This window comes from Limnohabitans sp. DCL3, assembly GCF_048019295.1.
Lineage (GTDB): Bacteria > Pseudomonadota > Gammaproteobacteria > Burkholderiales > Burkholderiaceae_C > Limnohabitans_A.
In genome coordinates this window covers 2,568,707-2,587,290 of sequence record NZ_CP171842.1, presented here as the reverse complement: position 1 = coordinate 2,587,290, position 18,584 = coordinate 2,568,707, and the positions used below count along the sequence as shown (strand labels likewise).

Here is an 18,584-nt window from a genome sequence, read left to right as displayed (position 1 = left end):
CCCTTGTTTTTGACGCCATGTTGAATTTGTCCACCGAAGAGACCATGTCCGCCGATCTGTCCGCATTGCCAGCCCAGCGCCACCCTTTTTTGCTCACGCTGGGTGAGCGGGTGCGCAACCTGCGTTCGCGCCAGGGCATGACGCGCCGCGCAGTGGCTTTGGCCGCGCATGTCTCTGAGCGCCATCTGGCCAACTTGGAGTACGGCACGGGCAATGTGTCGGTCTTGGTGTTGTTGCAAGTGGCCAGTGCCTTGCAATGCTCATTGGCAGAATTGCTGGGTGATGTGACCACCACCACACCCGAGTGGCTGCTGATCCGCGAGTTGTTGGGCCAGCGCAGCGAAGCCGACTTGCGCCGCGCGCGCGAACAACTGAGCGGCATGTTTGGCGAGGGCGGCAACGCGCAAGAGCGCAAAAATCGCATTGCCTTGATTGGCTTGCGGGGCGCTGGCAAGACGTCGCTGGGCCAGCGATTGGCCGATGACATGGGCTTTCCCTTCATCGAATTGAGCCGTGAAATCGAGCAGTTTGCGGGTTGTCAGATCAGCGAAATCCACAACCTGTACGGTGCCAACGCCTACCGCCGCTACGAGCGTCGGGCGCTGGAAGAGGCCATTCAGATTTACCCCGAAGTGGTGATTGCCACCCCTGGCGGTTTGGTTTCGGATTCGGCCAATTTCAATTTGCTGCTCTCGCACTGCACCACCGTGTGGTTGCAGGCCGATCCCACAGACCACATGGGGCGTGTGGCCGCGCAAGGCGATATGCGCCCTATGGCCGCCAGTCGCGAGGCCATGGAAGATCTCAAGCGCATCCTGGAAGGGCGTGCGGCCTTTTATTCCAAGGCCGACATGGCCATCAACACCAGCGGGCGCAGCGAAGACCAAGCGTTCGAGGCCTTGAGAACTTCGGTGCGCCACCACTTGCAGCGTCCTGCTTGATGCGGTCGAGGGTGATTTGATTCCAAGGGTAATCCCTTATTAAATGAATTAAAGTGCATATTGCGGGATGAGTTGAGATGCAATAAACTTCAACTCAACATGCACTGAAATGCATTTTTTGACCGAGATCAACCCCTTCATCGCCGGAGATCAGCATGACAACCCCCTTCCAGGTCGATTACCAGACCCATCCCGCTGCCTACAAGCACATCCAACTGTCATTTGACGGTGACATCGCCACCTTGTCGATCAACATCAACGAAGACGCGGGCATCCGTCCTGGTTACAAGCTCAAGCTCAACAGCTACGACCTGGGTGTGGACATCGAGTTGCACGACGCGCTGCAGCGCATCCGTTTCGAGCACCCCGAGGTGCGCTCGGTGGTGGTGACGAGCCTGAAGGATCGCGTGTTCTGCTCCGGTGCCAATATTTTCATGCTGGGTGTGTCCAGCCACGGCTGGAAGGTGAACTTCTGCAAGTTCACCAACGAAACCCGCAACGGGATTGAAGACTCCAGCAAGCACGATGGTCTGAAATTCGTTGCTGCATTGAATGGCGCTTGCGCAGGCGGCGGCTACGAGTTGGCTTTGGCTTGTGATGACATCGTGCTGGTGGACGACCGCTCTTCTTCGGTGTCTTTGCCAGAAGTGCCTTTGTTGGGCGTGCTGCCTGGCACCGGTGGCCTGACCCGCGTGACCGACAAACGCCATGTGCGCCACGACCTGGCCGACATTTTCTGCACCAGCGTGGAAGGTGTGCGTGGTCAAAAAGCCGTGGACTGGCGTTTGGTGGACGCGATCGCCAAGCCTGCCGTGTTCAAGGATGTGGTCAAAGCACGCGCCACCCAACTGGCCGCTGGCAGCATCCGACCCGCAGGTGTCAAGGGTGTTGAACTGACACCCTTGAAGCGAGCCTTCTCGGCCGATGCCCTGACTTACAACAATGTCACGGTGGAGATCGATCGCGCCAAGCGCATCGCCACTTTCACCGTCAAGGCCCCGGCCATGACCCAGCCCACCGACATCGCCGGCATCGAAGCCGCAGGCATGGACTGGTGGCCGCTGCAGATGGTGCGCGAACTCGATGACGCCATCTTGCACATGCGCACCAACGAACTCGACATCGGCACTTGGGTCCTGAAGACCTCGGGCGATGCCGCTGCCGTGCTGGCCTCTGACGCGACCCTGTTGGCTCACAAAGACCATTGGTTTGTGCGTGAAACCATCGGTCACTTGCGCCGCACCCTGGCGCGGATGGACGTGACTTCGCGCAGCCTGTTCGCCCTGATTGAAGAGGGGACATGTTTTGTCGGCACACTCGCCGAATTGGCATTTTGTGCCGACCGCGCCTACATGCTGGCCCTGCCGGACGACGAGGCCAAAGCCCCCAAGATCCAGCTGAACGAAATGAACTTCGGTTTCTTCCCCATGGTCAATGACCAGACACGCCTGCAGCGCCGCTTTTATGAAGAAGTGCCCGCCATGGAAGCCGCTCGCGGCGCCATTGGCAAAGCGCTCGACGCTGACGCCGCTTTGGCTTTGGGCTTGGTCACCGCTGCCCCTGATGACATCGACTGGGCTGACGAGATCCGTCTGGCCTTGGAAGAGCGCTCTTCCATGTCGCCAGATGCCTTGACGGGCCTGGAAGCCAATTTGCGTTTTGCCAGCCAAGAAAACATGTTGACCCGCATTTTTGGTCGCCTGACTGCTTGGCAGAACTGGATCTTTCAACGCCCCAACGCCGTCGGCGAAAAAGGGGCCCTGAAGGTTTACGGCAAGGGTGAAAAAGTCCAGTTCGACATGAACCGCGTGTAAGTTCATTCCATTTCATATCGTTGTGCAGCGCGGTTCCCGGTGGTCTGCGCTGCAACCGAAATTGGCCCCCACCGTTGCTTTTTCATTTCTGGAGACTCTCATGTCCGGTATCAACTACAGCGAAAAGATCCCCAACAACGTCAACCTGAACGAAGACCGCACCTTGCAGCGCGCCTTGGAGCAGTGGCAACCCAATTTCATCAACTGGTGGGACGACATGGGCCCCGAGGGTTCGACCGACATGGACGTGTACCTGCGCACGGCCGTGAGTGTCGACCCCCAAGGATGGGCTCAGTTCGGCCACGTCAAGATGCGCGATTACCGCTGGGGCGTTTTCTTGAACCCCGGTGAGCAAGACCGCAAGATCCATTTTGGCGACCACATCGGTGAAAAAGCCTGGCAAGACGTGCCTGGCGAACACCGCGCCAACCTGCGCCGCATCATCGTGACCCAAGGCGACACCGAACCCGCATCGGTGGAGCAGCAACGCCACCTGGGCCTGACCGCGCCCAGCATGTACGACTTGCGCAACCTGTTCCAGATCAACGTCGAAGAAGGCCGCCACCTGTGGGCCATGGTGTACCTGCTGCACAAGTACTTCGGTAAAGACGGCCGTGAAGAAGCCGACGCCCTGCTGCAGCGCAACAGTGGCAACGAAGACAACCCCCGCATCTTGCAGGCCTTCAACGAGAAGACACCGGATTGGTTGTCGTTCTTCATGTTCACCTACTTTACCGACCGTGACGGCAAGTTCCAGCTGTGCGCTTTGGCCGAGTCGGCATTTGACCCCCTGGCCCGCACCACCAAGTTCATGCTGACCGAAGAAGCGCACCACATGTTTGTGGGCGAGTCCGGTGTGAGCCGCACCATCCAGCGCACGGTGGACGTGATGAACCAGCTCAAAACCGATGACGTGGGCAAGCTGCGTGCAGCGGGCGTGATCGATTTGCCAACCATTCAGCGTTACATCAACTTCCACTTCTCGGTGACCATCGATTTGTTTGGTGCCGACCAGTCGTCCAACGCGGCCACTTTCTACAGCTCGGGCCTGAAAGGCCGCTATGAAGAAGGCAAGCGCACCGACGACCACGTCTTGAAAGGCAACAGCTACAAGATCCTGTCGGTGGAAGACGGCAAGCTGGTTGAGAAAGAAGTTCCGATGCTCAACGCTTTGAACGAAGTGCTGCGCGACGACTACATCACCGACTCCAAAGGCGGCATCGACCGTTGGAACCGTGTGATCTCCAAGGCCGGTATTCCTTTCACCTTGACCGCCCCGCACAAGGCTTTCCACCGCAACATTGGCTCTTTGTCGGGTGCCAAGATCACGCCCGATGGCCGAGTGGTGAGCGACGAGCAGTGGATGGCGCAAGTGGGCGAGTGGTTGCCCACCAACGAAGACCGCGCCTATGTGGCCAGCCTGATGGGCCGTGTCGTTGAGCCAGGCAAGTTCGCCAACTGGATCGCGCCACCCGTGATGGGCATCAACCGTCAGCCCGTGGACTTTGATTACGTCCGCTTCAACTGATTGCGTTTCTGATTTGACTGCTGCCTCTTCCTTGGGGCAGCAGTCGTCAAAGTCAGGGGCGGGTTCCTCACGCTGGGGTACCAGAAAGCGTCACCCGCCCCTTCCTCTGTCAACTGCATGGGGTTTGTTGAGCGTCTGTTGGTGGCTGTGTGGCTGGTTGTTTCTATGTTCTGCCTCGAGTTGAGGCGGTCATTGAAAGGGCAAGGGGCGGGTTCCTCATACCGGGGTACCGAAAATCGTCACCCGCCCCTTGCCCTTTCAATGACATGGGTGTGCTGTACATGCCGGGCCCCAGTAGACTCATCACATTAAAACGGGCACAGAGCGACGGTATGGCTGTGGGCCGGGCGCCGATTTCTGGTACCCCAGTATGAGGCGCCCGGCCCACAGCCATACCGTTGCGGACCACGCATACAAAGCCCTACCGTTGCGGACCTCGCAGACCACAGACATAAAACGCCAAATACAAGAGAGCCAAGACATGAGCACCGAAGCGACGCTGATCAAACAACACCTGATTGACCCGGAAATCTGCATCCGCTGCAACACCTGCGAAGCGATCTGCCCGGTGGGTGCGATCACCCACGACTCGCTCAACTATGTGGTCAAAGCCGACGTCTGCAACGGTTGCATGGACTGCATCTCGCCATGTCCGACAGGCTCGATTGACAACTGGCGCATGGTGCCCAAGGCCAAGGCTTACAGCATCGAAGAACAACTCAAGTGGTACGACTTGCCCGCTGAACTGAGTGCTGAAGAGCTCGCAGTGGCCGGTGGCGATGCCGGTCTGGCACAGGAAGAAGCCCAAGCCGCCGTCCAAGCTGCCGCTTCGTCTTCATCGGCCGTCAGCACCGCCACCGCCTCGGGTTTCAACTCTGCACAGTTCGGTGCCACCATTCCCCCTTGGTCGGCCGCCCACGCCTACACCAACCTTTACGGTCCCAAGGCACAAGACAAAACCATCACTGCCACCGTGACCGGTAACCTGCGTGTGACCGAAGTGGGCCAACAAGCTGGCCAGCAAGACTACGACACCCACCACATCGTGCTCGACTTTGGCAACTTGCCCTTTCCTGTGCTCGAAGGCCAGTCGATCGGCATCATCCCGCCTGGCGTGGACGCCAATGGCAAGCCGCACCATGCCCGCCAGTATTCGATCGCCAGCCCGCGCAACGGCGAGCGTCCCGGCCACAACAACTTGTCGCTGACCATCAAGCGTGTGCTGGAGGACCACGACGGCAAACCCGTGCGCGGCGTGGCTTCCAACTTCATGTGCGACCTGAATGTGGGTGAAAAAGTGCAGGTGATCGGGCCGTTTGGCGCGAGCTTCTTGATGCCCAACCACCCCAAGAGCAACATCGTCATGATCTGCACCGGCACCGGCTCTGCCCCCATGCGGGCCATGACCGAATGGCGTCGCCGCCTGCGCGCCAGTGGCAAGTTCGAGGGCGGCAAACTCATGCTGTTCTTTGGCGCGCGCACCCCGGCCGAGTTGCCGTACTTTGGCCCGCTCAACAACCTGCCCAAAGACTTCATCGACACCGAGTTCGCGTTTTCACGCGAAGTGGGCAAACCCAAGCGTTATGTGCAAGACGCCATGCGTGATCGCGCGGCCGACATTGCACTGCAACTCAAAGACCCCAACACCTGTTTTTATGTGTGTGGATTGAAGAGCATGGAAGAGGGCGTGGTCATGGCCTTGCGAGACATCGCGCAAAACGCCGGGCTCGACTGGGACAGCGTGGGCGCTGCGCTGAAAAAAGAAGGCCGTTTGCACCTCGAAACCTATTAAACAGCATGGCGAACGCTACCCACATCGGTCTGGACCAGGTTCGCCAGCAACTGCGCCAGCCCCGCTCTCAGCTCAAAGGGCGACAAGTCACGCCAGAGGCCCGCGACGAGGTACAGGCTTTGATCGGTTTGCCACCCGTCAATGGCCATCGCCGTGACCTGCTGATCGAGCACCTGCATGCGTTGAACGACCATTTCCACGGTCTGTTCGAACGCCACATCGTGGCATTGGCCGCTGAGATGCGTCTGCCCGTGGTCGAGGTGTTCGAGGTCGCTTCGTTCTACCACCACTTCGAAATCCTCAAAGACGACCAAGACGCGCCGCGCATCACGGTGCGGGTGTGTGACAGCCTGAGCTGCAGCTTGGCTGGCAGCGACAGCTTGCTGCGCCAGTTGCAAAACGATTTGTTGGATGTGAAGGTCGTGCCCGTGCCCTGTCTGGGCCGCTGTGAGCAGGCCCCGGCCGCGCAGGTCGGTCAGCAGGCGGTGGCCCATGCCACGGCTGACAGCGTGGCACAGCGTGTGACCCGCAACCAGACTGCGCCCAATGCCTTGCCCGATGCGATCCGGCTCGATGCTTACCTGCAAACCGGTGGTTACCAGCTGGCACATCAAGTGGCCTCGGGCCAGCGCGATGTCGAATCGGTGATCCAGATTTTGGAGTCCTCGGGCTTGCGGGGTTTGGGCGGTGCCGGTTTTCCGGCCGGGCGCAAATGGCGCATCGTGCGCAGCCAGCCCGGGCCGCGCCTCATGGCGGTGAACATCGACGAGGGCGAACCCGGCACCTTCAAGGATCGCACCTGTTTGGAGTCTGACCCGCACCGCTTTTTGGAGGGCGTGTTGATCGCGGCCAGCGTGGTGGGCTGCGAGGCGGTCTACATCTACCTGCGTGACGAATACCACGAAGCGCGTGTGCTGCTTACACAAGCGCTGGCCGAATTACAAGCCAAGCCACCTTGTACCCTGCCGCAGATTGAATTGCGTCGCGGCGCGGGTGCCTACATCTGCGGCGAAGAGTCGGCCATGATCGAGAGCATCGAAGGCAAGCGCGGTGAGCCGCGCATGCGCCCGCCCTACATTGCCGAGGTGGGCCTGTTTGGCCACCCCACTTTGGCGCACAACTTTGAAACCCTGTTTTGGGTGCGCGAACTGATCGAGCAAGGCGCGGACAACTTTGCATCGCAAGGACGTCACGGCCGCCAGGGCCTGCGCCGTTTCAGCGTGAGCGGGCGCGTCCGGCAGCCGGGCGTCAAGCTCGCGCCCGCGGGCATCACCTTGCGCGAATTGGTCGATGAATACTGCGGCGGCATGGCAGAAGGTCACACGCTCTACGCCTATTTGCCCGGCGGCGCCAGTGGTGGCCTCTTGCCCGAACGCCTGGCCGATGTGCCGCTGGACTTTGACACGCTGCAGCCGCACGGCTGCTTCATCGGCTCGGCGGCTGTGATGGTGCTCAGCCACCACGACAGTGCCCGCCAAGCGGCGCTGAACGTGATGCGTTTTTTTGCGCACGAGAGCTGCGGCCAGTGCACGCCTTGCCGTGTGGGCACCGACAAGGCTGCGCAACTCATGACGAGTGAGGTTTGGGACGCCGACACCCTGCAAGATCTGGCGCAGGTCATGGGCGACGCGTCCATTTGCGGCCTGGGCCAGGCTGCGCCCAATCCGATCCGTTGTGTGCTGGACTACTTTCCGCACGAAGTGGGCGCAGAGGTGAAAGCATGAGCACCGTTCAATTCACCCTCAACGGCCAAAGCGTCGAAGCGCCCGCTGGCCAAAGCATTTTCAACATCGCCAAAGAGCTGGGTATTGCCATCCCGCACCTGTGCCACAAGGAAGGCCTGGCGCCCGATGGCAACTGCCGCGCTTGTGTGGTCGAGGTGGCCGGTGAACGCACCCTGGCCCCCAGCTGCTGTCGCAGCGCCACGCCCGGCATGCAGGTGCAGACGAACAGCGAACGTGCGCTCAAAAGCCAGAAGATGGTGCTCGAGATGCTGCTGGCCGACTTGCCCGCGCACGGGCACAAATGGCTCGATGACCGGGCCGAGGCCCCGCACGGCGAGCTGAGCCAATGGGCCAAGCACCACGGCGTCACGGTGCGCCCGGCGCTCGCTGCGATCAAGCGGGAGGCAGTGCCCGCCGACCTGTCGCACCCGGCCATGGCCGTGAATCTGGACGCCTGCATCCAATGCAACCGCTGCGAACGCGCGTGCCGCGACCTGCAGGTCAACGATGTGATCGGCTTGGCGTTCCGCGGTGCACACACGCAGGTGGTGTTTGATCTGGCCGACCCGATGGGCGGCAGCTCGTGTGTGGGTTGTGGCGAATGTGTGCAGGCCTGCCCCACGGGCGCGCTCATGCCCAAGAGCCACATGGGGCCGCAAAAGGTGGACCGCGAAGTCGATTCGGTCTGCCCGTTTTGTGGTGTCGGTTGCCTGGTCACCTACCAGGTGCGCGATGAAAAGATCGTCAGCGTGAAGGGCCGCGAAGGCCCGGCCAACGAAGGGCGTTTGTGTGTCAAGGGTCGCTTTGGCATGGACTACATCCACAGCCCGGAACGCATCACCAAGCCACTGATCCGCAGGGCGGGTGTGGCCAAGGATGTGGGCCTGATCGATGGCCACTCGGATTGGCGCGAAGTCTTCCGCGAAGCCACTTGGGAAGAAGCGCTCGAGTTGGCGGCCCAGCCCCTCAATACCTTGCGCCAAGAGCACGGCCCCAAGTCGCTGGCCGGTTTCGGCTCGGCCAAAGGCAGCAACGAAGAAGCGTATTTGTTCCAGAAGCTCGTGCGCACCGGCTTTGGCAGCAACAACGTGGACCACTGCACGCGCCTGTGCCATGCGTCCAGCGTGGCGGCCCTCCTTGAGGGCGTGGGCTCGGGTGCCGTGAGCAACCCGGTGCGCGATGTCGAGCATGCCGACCTCATCATCGTCATTGGCTCCAACCCCACAGCCAACCACCCGGTGGCCGCGACGTGGATGAAGAACGCGGCCCAGCGCGGCACCCGCATCGTGCTGGCCGACCCGCGCATCACCGACATTGGCCGTCACGCCTGGCGCACCTTGCAGTTCAAGGCCGACACCGATGTGGCCTTGCTCAACGCGATGCTGCACGTCATCGTGACCGAGAACCTGTGTGACGAAAGTTTCTTGCGTGATCGCGCTGACAACGTGGCCGAGCTCAAGGCCCATGTGCAGGGCTACACACCTGAAGCCATGAGCGCGGTGTGCGGCATTCCGGCCGACACCCTCCGCGAAGTGGCGCGGGCTTACGCCAGCGCCAAATCCGCCATGATTTTGTGGGGCATGGGCGTGAGCCAGCATGTGCACGGCACCGACAACGTGCGCTGTCTGATTGCCTTGGCCAGCATCACTGGGCAGATTGGGCGCCCTGGTACAGGACTGCACCCCTTGCGCGGCCAGAACAATGTGCAGGGCGCGAGCGACGCAGGCCTGATCCCGATGATGTACCCCAACTACCAGCGTGTCACCGACCCAGCGGCACGCGATTGGTTTGAGAGGTTTTGGGGCAGCCCACTCGATGACCAGCCCGGTTACACCGTGGTCGAGATCATGCACAAGGCGCTCGCCCCGGACAGTGACCCGCACAAGGTGCGTGGCATGTACATCATGGGTGAGAACCCGGCCATGAGCGACCCGGATCTGCACCATGCCCGCCATGCGCTGGCGAGCCTTGCGCACCTGGTGGTGCAAGACATCTTTTTGACCGAAACCGCCTGGTTGGCCGATGTGGTGCTGCCCGCCAGCGCCTGGCCGGAAAAAACGGGCACGGTCAGCAACACCGATCGCACGGTGCAAATGGGCCGTCAGGCTGTGCTGCCACCGGGTGAGGCCAAGCCCGATTTGTGGATCATTCAGCAAATGGCTGCCCGCATGGGCCTTGATTGGTCTTACGCTGGCGAGCACGATGGCGTGGCTTGGGTGTACGAAGAAATGCGCCAGGCCATGGCCTCGACCATGGGGGGTATCGATTGGGCGCGACTGAACGCTGGCTCGGTCACTTACCCGTGCGTGAGTGCCGAGGACCCGGGCCAGCCCATCGTTTTCCATGACCATTTCCCCACCGCCGACGGCCGTGTGCGGCTCATGACGGCCAGCCTTATCCCGGCCAACGAGCAACCCGATGCGGCGTACCCGATGGTGTTGATCACCGGGCGGCAATTGGAGCATTGGCACACCGGCAGCATGACGCGACGCGCCATGGTGTTGGATGCGCTGGAGCCCGCGGCCACCGCCTCCATGCATGCAGCGGACATGGCCCGCTTGGGCTTGCAGGCCGGGCAGCACATTCGAGTGACCTCGCGCCGTGGCCATGTGCAACTGGCCTTGCGCCAAGACAATGGCACACCGCTGGGTGCGGTCTTCATTCCGTTTGCCTATGTGGAGGCCGCGGCCAATGAGTTGACCAATTCGGCCCTCGATCCCATTGGCAAGATTCCGGAGTTCAAATACTGCGCCGTGCGCGTGGAATCTGCGATCACCGCATAATGCGGCGCATGACTTTGCAGCCCCCTCCCACTGCCCGCCCCGAATTCGACGTTGCTGTGCTCATGCGCCGCGAGCCGGTGCAAGGCCCCATGTCGCGCTGGCAGGCGTGGCGATGGGTGCTCGCAGACGTCGTGCCCCAGGAGCCTGGTTTTGGCGCCGAGCCGCGATGCTTGCGCCAGACCGATCACGAGTCTCTGTGGCTTTACCCGAACTGGGCTGTCACGCTGTACCAAGACGATGCCGAGGGCTATTGGCTCAACGCCACCTCACCCATGCCCTGTTACTTCGTGATGTGGCGCTTGATCGATGCGCCAGATGGCAGCGAACCACGGGCTGTCCCTCAGGCCGTGAGCCTGAGCTACCACGACGCAGGCCGGTGGCTGGATGCCCAAGAAACGGTGGAAACCATTCCTGTTGCGGCAGAAGTGGTGACGTGGCTGCAAGCCTTTGCAGAGCAGCACTTTGTGCCCGAAGAGAAAAAGCGCCAGCGACCCCAGAGTTTTCAGCGCCTGACCGATCGGTTTGGACAGCCTGTATCGGTCAGCACCGAGAGCAAGCGCAAGGGCGCAAGACCCCACCCATGAGCGACAATTTTTTCAGCCGTTGGTCACGGCGCAAACAAGGCCTGGAAACTCAAGAAGTCAACGCAGGGCGAGAGGCACGAACGCCTGCACCCTCTCTCGCATCGGGCGCCCAGGGGGGCACCAACGTTGCGGCCGGCCCTGTGCCAGAAGTGACTCAAAATCAAGCCGTGGCCTCAGAGTCCGAGCCCCAGCCGCCCCTTCCGACGATGGCGGATGTTGAACAGTTGACCCCTTCCTCTGAATTCAAGGGCTTCATGCGACAAGGCGTTCCTGGCGAGGTGCGCAATGCAGCGATGAAAAAACTCTTCACCGATCCCCACTTCAATGTCATGGACGGCTTGGACATTTACATCGGTGACTACAACACCCCAGATCCTTTGCCCGCTGGCATGCTTGAGAAGATGGTGGGTGCCCAGTTGTTGGGCTTGCTGACACCCAAAGACCCAGATGCAGCAGAAGGCCCGCCACTTGTGGCAAAGTCGCCGCCATCTCATCTTGAGCCTCACCTGACCGCGCAGCCCACTTCGGCGCTGCCAGTCTCCGCACCGACTGAACATGACCACCCTGATTTGCAACTGCAACCAAACGATGCCCCTGCAAGCCCAAGCCCTGGGCCAAGCACTGGGTGAAAACCTGACCCTGCACACCACTTTGTGCCGCCGCGAAGCGGGGCAATTTCAAAAAGCCGTGAAAACCGGCGAAACCGTCGTGGTGGCCTGCACCCAGGAAAAACGCCTGTTCTCCGAGTTGGCCGAGCAAACCGAGGGTGCTGTTTCGCCCATCCGGTTTGTCAACATCCGGGAAACCGGCGGTTGGGGCCGTGAAGCTGCTCACGCCACACCCAAGATGGCCGCATTGTTGGCCGCTGCTCGCCTGCCTGAGCCCGAACCGGTGGCGACGGTGACCTACAAAAGCCAAGGCCGTGTGCTCATCATCGGCGCCATCGATGCCGCCGAACGCGCTGCCAGCTTTTTGGCCGACGCGATGCAGGTCACGATTTTTGCGCAAGGCGCAGGCCACGGCGGGGGGAGCCAAGAGAGGCGCTTTCCGGTGGTGGCCGGTCGCTTGCAAGGCCTCCAAGGCTGGTTGGGTGCATTTGAGGTGTCGTGGGACGCCAGCAACCCGATTGATCTGGACCTGTGCACGCGATGCAACGCCTGCGTGGCCGCCTGCCCCGAGCAGGCCATTGGCCTCGATTACCAGGTGGACTTGTCACGCTGCACTTCCCACCGCGACTGCGTCAAGGTCTGCGAAGCCGCAGGCGCCATCGACTTCAGCCGCGACGCCCGTCCACAAACCGAGCGCTTTGACGTGGTGCTGGACTTGCGCAGCGACAAAGTCACGCCCACTTTCACATCACACGCCTTGCCCCAAGGGTACTTTCGCTGGGATGGGCAAGACCTTCAAACCTTGCTCAAGGTGCGCGAATTGGTGGGCGAGTTTGAAAAGCCCCGATTTTTTGCCTACAAGCAAAAACTTTGCGCCCACAGCCGCAATGAGCAAGTCGGCTGCAATGCCTGCATTGACATCTGCTCAGCCGAGGCTGTGCGCTCGGACAAAAGCCGTCAGCAAATTGTGGTCAACCCCAACCTGTGTGTGGGATGCGGTGCCTGCACCACGGCGTGCCCCACGGGCGCCCTCACCTACGCTTACCCGCGTCCGGCAGAGCAGGGCGCCAAGATACGCACGCTCCTTTCGGCCTACCAGGCCGCTGGTGGGCGCGACGCCGCGCTGCTGCTGCACAGCCAAGAAAAAGGCCAAGCCCTCCTGGATGCGCTGGGTCGGGGGGCACAGCTGGGCGTGATGCAAGGCGTGCCGGCTCGCGTCATGCCGGTGGCGTTGTGGCACACCGCCAGTGTGGGCATGGAGTTGTGGCTGTCGGCCGTGGCCTACGGCGCCCGTCAGGTCATGGTTTTGCTCACCCACGAAGAAGCGCCGCAATACCGCGCTGCGCTCATGGAACAAATGGCTGTGGCCCAAAGCCTGCTCAATGGGCTGGGCTACACCGGTGTCCATTTCCAGTTGCTTGAAGCCCAGACCGCATCCTCGCTGGATGCAGACTTGCAGCGCCTGTGTGCCCGAAGCTTCAAGGCGGCCAGTTTGCCCACTGGCCCAGCCACGGCCGCACGCCATGCCGTGCAAGCTGAAAAGCGCAGCAACTTGGAATTGGTGATTGACCATTTGATGGCCCAGTCGCCCGTGATGGCCATGGACGAAACCAGTCGCCCCAAAGCACTCGATTTGCCGAGCGCCGGCGCCCCGTTGGGCACCATCGTGGTCGATGGCAGCAAGTGCACCTTGTGCATCAGCTGCGTGGGCGCCTGCCCTTCGTCGGCTCTACAAGACAATCCGCTGCAGCCTGAAATTCGTTTCATTGAAAAAAACTGCGTGCAGTGTGGTCTGTGCGCCAAGACCTGTCCCGAGAACGCCATCACCTTGCAGCCCCGCCTGTCCTTGCTGCCTGAACGCACGCAAGTGCGTGTTTTGCACGGCAGCCCGCCTTACGCCTGCATCCGCTGCAGCAAACCCTTTGGGACGCTCAAGGGCATCGAGGCCATGCTCGGGCGCTTGGCTGGGCACAGCATGTTCCAGGGCGCTGCTTTGGAGCGACTGAAAATGTGCGGTGACTGCCGCGTGGTGGACATGTTCACCGACGAAAACCAGATGCGTGTCCCTGGTGTCAACCCCTCCAAACCCCAATAAGCCGATCGCCATGAGTCAAGACCTCCATCCCGCTGTCAGCAGCCACGCATTGGACGAAGAAACCGCCCGTGCTGAGATTTACGGCTTGTTGTCACAGTTGTTTTACGCTGCCCCCAGTGCCGAACTGTTGGGGCAGCTGCAAGTGGCCGTGACCGAGGCACCCGATGCGGGTGGTTTTCTGGAAGAGCCTTGGCGCGAACTGGTGGCTTGTGCCCGCAATCTGAGTCAGGCGCAAATCTCGGCCGAATACAACAGCCTGTTTGGCGGTGTGGGCAAACCCGAGGTGTATTTGTTTGGCTCGCACTACCTCAGCGGTTTTCTGAATGAAAAGCCGCTGGTGCGCCTGCGCGATGATTTGGCCGAGCTGGGTTTAGGGCGCACCGAAGGCATGTCAGAAACCGAAGACCACGTGGCCTATGTGTTCGAGGTCATGCGTTTCCTGATTGCCGGGGACGATGTGGCAGTCTCGAACCTGACCCGCCAGCAGGCGTTTTTTAATCTGCACGTTCAATCTTGGTTGCCCGCCTTGTGCCAAGTGTTGTTATCTCAGCCACGCGCCGTGTTCTACGCACGGGTGGCGGCATTCACCGAGGCCTTCATCAGTGTGGAGTCACAGGGCTTCGATTTGGTGGTGTGAAAATTTTTCCGGTCTGTTGTGAAAAAAATAGACAAGGGGCTTCGGGTATTCACCTAGAGGTGGGCGCGCCACAACTCCCATAATCGTAACCAAGCGGTAACTTTTCACGCTTAGAAGTTTTATAACCACTGGAGACTCCATTGACCGAAGCTCAAACCCCTCGCCGTCGCAACCTCCTGAAGGGCGCCGCTGTCGCCGCAGGTGCCATTTCCGCACCCATGATCGCCAAGGCCCAAACGGGCCCGATCAGCATGCGCTGGCAGAGCACTTGGCCTGCCAAGGACATCTTCCATGAGTACGCCTTGGATTACGCCAAGAAAGTCAACGACATGACCGGTGGCGATCTGAAGATCGAAGTGCTGCCCGCCGGCGCCGTGGTGCCCGCGTTTGGTTTGCTCGAAGCCGTCTCCAAGGGCACTTTGGACGGCGGTCACGGCGTGTTGGGTTACCACTATGGCAAGCAAAACGCGCTGGCTTTGTGGAATTCCGGCCCAGCATTTGGCATGGATGCCAACATGATTTTGGCTTGGCACAAATACGGCGGTGGTGCTGAGCTGCTGGCCAAGCTGTACGCCTCCATTGGTGGCAACGTGCAGTCTTTCTTGTACGGTCCCATGTCCACTCAGCCGCTGGGTTGGTTCAAAAAGCCGATCACCAAGTCCTCTGATTTCAAGGGCCTGAAGTTCCGCACCAACGGTTTGGCGATTGACCTGTTCACCGCCATGGGCGCTGCCGTGAACGCTTTGCCAGGCGGCGAGATCGTGCCTGCCATGGACCGCGGTCTGCTCGATGGTGCCGAGTTCAACAACGCGACCTCTGACCGCGTTTTGGGCTTCCCCGACGTCTCCAAAGTCTGCATGCTGCAAAGCTACCACCAGAGCGCAGAGACTTTCGAGATCATGTTCAACAAGACCAAGTACGACGCGCTGCCCGCCAAACTCAAGGCCGTGATTGCGGGTGCCACGGAGGCCGCCTCGGCCGACATGTCTTGGAAAGCCATCGACCGCTACTCCAAGGATTACATCGAGTTGCAAACCAAGGACAAGGTCAAGTTCTACAAGACCCCCGATGCCATTTTGCAAGAGCAGCTGAAAATCTGGACTGAAATCCTCGAGAAGAAATCCGCTGAAAACCCCCTGTTCAAGGAAATCGTGGCATCCCAGAAAGCATTCGCAGCCCGTGCTGTGAAGTGGGATCAGGACACCAACATCAGCCGTCGCATGGCGGTGAACCATTTCTTTGGCGCCAAAAAGGCCTGATTTTTTTGAGTTGAGCCCACCCATCAGCCATCCGGCACCACCGGATGGCTGATTTACTTATGTGATCCCCTATGCAAAACCTGTTGCTCTTCATAGACAAAATCAGCACCTGGATTGGCCAGTTTTTCTCTTGGCTGATCGTGGCGTTGACCCTGATGATCTCTTGGGAGGTCTTTTCGCGTTACGCGCTGGACAACCCCCATCCGTGGGCGTTTGATGTGATGAGCATGATGTATGGATCCTTGTTCATGATGGCGGGTGCGTACACCTTGTCCAAGAACGGCCATGTGCGGGGTGACGTGTTGTACGGCTTTTTCCCCCCCCGTTTGCAAGCTTGGCTGGATTTGATTCTCTACATTTTGTTTTTCATCCCCGGTGTGGTGGCCTTGGCCTACGCCGGGTATGGATTTGCGGCCGATTCGTGGGCCATCAACGAGCACTCCAACATCACGGCCAACGGCCCACCGGTTTACCCCTTCAAAACCATCTTGCCCATCGCCGGTGCCTTCTTGTTGGCTCAAGGTTTGGTTGAAATCGTCCGCTGCATTGTTTGCATCCAGCAAGGCGAGTGGCCCAAGCGGGGCGATGACGTGGACGAAGTGGATGTCGAAAAACTCAAAGAAATGGTCAACGTCAAAGACGAAGACATCGCCAAACTGGGCGAACTGGTGACTGCCAAGGGAACACAAAAATGAAAAAAGAAGTTTGGTTTGGCCTGACCATCATGGCCATGGTCGTGTTGGCCGCATTTATTTTGTTGCCTGCGCCCTCCGAGATGACCAACGGTCATTTGGGCTTGTTGATGCTGGCGCTGGTGGTGGTGGCGATCATGTTGGGTTTCCCCACGGCCTTCACCCTGATGGGCATGGGCATGATCTTCGCGTGGATCGCCTACAAGAGCCAAAACCCCGATCTGGCCGTGCAGCAAACCCTGGACTTGATGGTTCAGCGTGCGTATTCGGTCATGTCCAACGACGTGCTCATCTCGATCCCCTTGTTCGTGTTCATGGGTTATTTGATTGAACGTGCCAACTTGATCGAAAAACTCTTCAAGAGCATGCACTTGGCCATGGCCCGTGTGCCCGGGTCCTTGGCTGTGGCCACGATCGTGACCTGCGCGATTTTCGCCACCGCCACGGGCATCGTGGGTGCGGTGGTCACGCTCATGGGTTTGCTGGCCTTGCCCGCCATGCTGCGAGCGGGCTACAGCGTTCAGTTGTCGGCCGGTGCCATCACCGCCGGTGGTTGCTTGGGCATTTTGATTCCGCCTTCCGTGATGTTGATCGTGTACGGTGCCACCGCTGGCGTTTCGGTGGTCAAGTTGTATGCCGGTGCCTTTTTCCCGGGTGTGATGCTGGCCACCTTGTACGTGTTGTACGTGGTGATCTTGGCGAAATGGAAGCCGCACATGGCGCCGCCCATGTCGGCCGAAGACCGCATCGTTCCCCTGCCTGCATTCGCGCAAGTCGTCTCCAAAGACATCAGCAGCAATGTCTTGCAAGGTTTGGTGGGCGCCATCAAAGGCAAGCGCAACGCCGCTGTGCCCATGCGTGAGTTGCTCAACCACATGGGCATTGCCTTGTTGCCGGCATTGGCTGTGGCCGCCATCATGGGCGCCATTTACTTCAAGGTCACAGCACCATTGCCCGTCGAGGCGGTGGAGGGCGTGGTGGCCATGGGTGGTGAGTTGTCCGATTCGGTGGACAGCGCCCAAGAGGATGAGAGCATCACCGGCTTGTCTGAGCCTCAAGAGGAGGGCTTGAAACAACCACCGGGAACAGAGGCAGCGCCCCTTGCGGCCGCACCCGGTGCACAAGCCGCTCAGGAGGCCGCGCCGGCACCTGCGGCTGTGACGTCCGCCGAACAGGCGCCAGCTGCTGAGCGTCAAGAAGCCCCCCTGTCGTTCTGGATTGGTTTGGCCAGTTGCGCTGTGGCCTTGGCCATCTTCTATGCCTATTTCAGCTTTGTTCGCCTTGAAATTTTCAAGATGCTGCTGGGCTCTTTCTTCCCCTTGGCCCTCATGATTTTGGCCGTGCTGGGCACCATTGTGTTTGGTTTGGCCACGCCCACCGAGGCGGCGGCCATGGGCTCCTTGGGCGGCTTGCTGTTGGCTGCGGCTTACCGCAGGCTCAACTATGTGGTGTTGCGTGAGTCGGTTTATCTGACGGCCAAGACCAGTGCCATGGTGTGCTGGTTGTTTGTAGGCTCCAGCATCTTCTCGGCTGCGTTTGCGCTGCTGGGCGGGCAAGAGATCATCAACACTTGGGTGCTGGGCATGGACCTGACGCCCGTGCAGTTCATGATCTTGGCGCAAGTGGTCATTTTCTTGTTGGGCTGGCCTTTGGAGTGGACCGAGATCATCGTGATTTTCATGCCGATCTTTATCCCTTTACTGCCTCACTTTGGCATCGATCCGCTCTTCTTTGGTTTGTTGGTGGCCTTGAATCTGCAGACCGCATTCCTCAGTCCACCCGTGGCCATGGCGGCGTTCTACCTCAAGGGCGTGAGTCCACCCCACGTCACACTCAACCAGATCTTCGCAGGCATGCTGCCGTTCATGGCCATCCAGGTCTTTGCCATCGTTCTGCTTTACATCTTCCCAGCCATCGGCATGTGGTTGCCCGAAGTTCTCTACAAATAAACAGAACACCGTGCGCCCACGGACGCAAACCACGAATGGTGGGGGTGCGTGGGCGTTTTGTCGTTCTGGGGGGCTGTCGGCTGTTACCTGCTTGACGGAAATGAATTTCAACTAAGGGTTTTTACATGGAAAGCCCGTCGGCCAGACAGTAAGATCACCTATGCAACTTTTTGCCTAG

General features: G+C 60.1%; 13 protein-coding genes. All 13 read left to right on the top strand.

Translation table 11 applies throughout. The features are described from left to right. Positions 1 to 17 precede the first annotated feature (17 nt). Positions 18 to 941 (top strand): helix-turn-helix transcriptional regulator, encoded by a 924-nt coding sequence (locus ACHEXK_RS11460; protein ID WP_416546281.1) that lies wholly within the window; start codon positions 18 to 20, stop codon positions 939 to 941. A gap of 155 nt (positions 942 to 1,096) precedes the next feature. Next, the gene (gene boxC / locus ACHEXK_RS11455) at positions 1,097 to 2,755 is read left to right on the top strand and encodes a 2,3-epoxybenzoyl-CoA dihydrolase (RefSeq protein ID WP_416546279.1); all 1,659 of its coding nucleotides are present in this window, start codon (positions 1,097 to 1,099) and stop codon (positions 2,753 to 2,755) included. A gap of 100 nt (positions 2,756 to 2,855) precedes the next feature. Next, positions 2,856 to 4,283 (top strand): benzoyl-CoA 2,3-epoxidase subunit BoxB, encoded by a 1,428-nt coding sequence (boxB, locus tag ACHEXK_RS11450; RefSeq protein ID WP_416546277.1) that lies wholly within the window; start codon positions 2,856 to 2,858, stop codon positions 4,281 to 4,283. A 481-nt stretch (positions 4,284 to 4,764) separates the two neighbouring features. Continuing rightward, positions 4,765 to 6,075, top strand: a complete 1,311-nt coding sequence (gene boxA / locus ACHEXK_RS11445; RefSeq protein WP_416546275.1) for a benzoyl-CoA 2,3-epoxidase subunit BoxA — start codon at positions 4,765 to 4,767, stop codon at positions 6,073 to 6,075. 5 nt (positions 6,076 to 6,080) lie between these two features. Further along, the gene (locus ACHEXK_RS11440; RefSeq protein ID WP_416546273.1) at positions 6,081 to 7,799 is read left to right on the top strand and encodes an NADH-ubiquinone oxidoreductase-F iron-sulfur binding region domain-containing protein; all 1,719 of its coding nucleotides are present in this window, start codon (positions 6,081 to 6,083) and stop codon (positions 7,797 to 7,799) included. Further along, positions 7,796 to 10,582 carry a formate dehydrogenase subunit alpha gene (gene fdhF, locus ACHEXK_RS11435; RefSeq protein ID WP_416546271.1) on the top strand — a complete coding sequence of 929 codons (2,787 nt, stop codon included), beginning with the start codon at positions 7,796 to 7,798 and terminating at the stop codon, positions 10,580 to 10,582. Before ACHEXK_RS11440 ends, fdhF begins: the two co-directional genes overlap by 4 nt. Before the next feature lie 8 nt (positions 10,583 to 10,590). After that, positions 10,591 to 11,166 (top strand): DUF3305 domain-containing protein, encoded by a 576-nt coding sequence (locus tag ACHEXK_RS11430; protein ID WP_416546269.1) that lies wholly within the window; start codon positions 10,591 to 10,593, stop codon positions 11,164 to 11,166. Continuing rightward, positions 11,163 to 11,795 (top strand): DUF3306 domain-containing protein, encoded by a 633-nt coding sequence (locus ACHEXK_RS11425; protein ID WP_416546267.1) that lies wholly within the window; start codon positions 11,163 to 11,165, stop codon positions 11,793 to 11,795. The genes ACHEXK_RS11430 and ACHEXK_RS11425 overlap by 4 nt, the downstream gene beginning before the upstream one ends. Further along, positions 11,722 to 13,869 carry a 4Fe-4S dicluster domain-containing protein gene (locus ACHEXK_RS11420; protein WP_416546265.1) on the top strand — a complete coding sequence of 716 codons (2,148 nt, stop codon included), beginning with the start codon at positions 11,722 to 11,724 and terminating at the stop codon, positions 13,867 to 13,869. Before ACHEXK_RS11425 ends, ACHEXK_RS11420 begins: the two co-directional genes overlap by 74 nt. 10 nt (positions 13,870 to 13,879) lie before the next feature. Beyond that, a complete protein-coding gene (locus ACHEXK_RS11415; RefSeq protein ID WP_416546263.1) occupies positions 13,880 to 14,506 on the top strand; it encodes a TorD/DmsD family molecular chaperone in 627 nt (208 codons plus the stop codon). 140 nt (positions 14,507 to 14,646) lie between these two features. Next, positions 14,647 to 15,765: a TRAP transporter substrate-binding protein gene (locus ACHEXK_RS11410; protein ID WP_416546261.1), complete on the top strand. Its 1,119-nt coding sequence runs from the start codon at positions 14,647 to 14,649 to the stop codon at positions 15,763 to 15,765. 71 nt (positions 15,766 to 15,836) lie between these two features. Continuing rightward, the gene (locus ACHEXK_RS11405; protein WP_416546259.1) at positions 15,837 to 16,460 is read left to right on the top strand and encodes a TRAP transporter small permease subunit; all 624 of its coding nucleotides are present in this window, start codon (positions 15,837 to 15,839) and stop codon (positions 16,458 to 16,460) included. Then, positions 16,457 to 18,406 carry a TRAP transporter large permease gene (locus ACHEXK_RS11400; protein WP_416546257.1) on the top strand — a complete coding sequence of 650 codons (1,950 nt, stop codon included), beginning with the start codon at positions 16,457 to 16,459 and terminating at the stop codon, positions 18,404 to 18,406. The genes ACHEXK_RS11405 and ACHEXK_RS11400 overlap by 4 nt, the downstream gene beginning before the upstream one ends. Positions 18,407 to 18,584 lie beyond the last annotated feature (178 nt).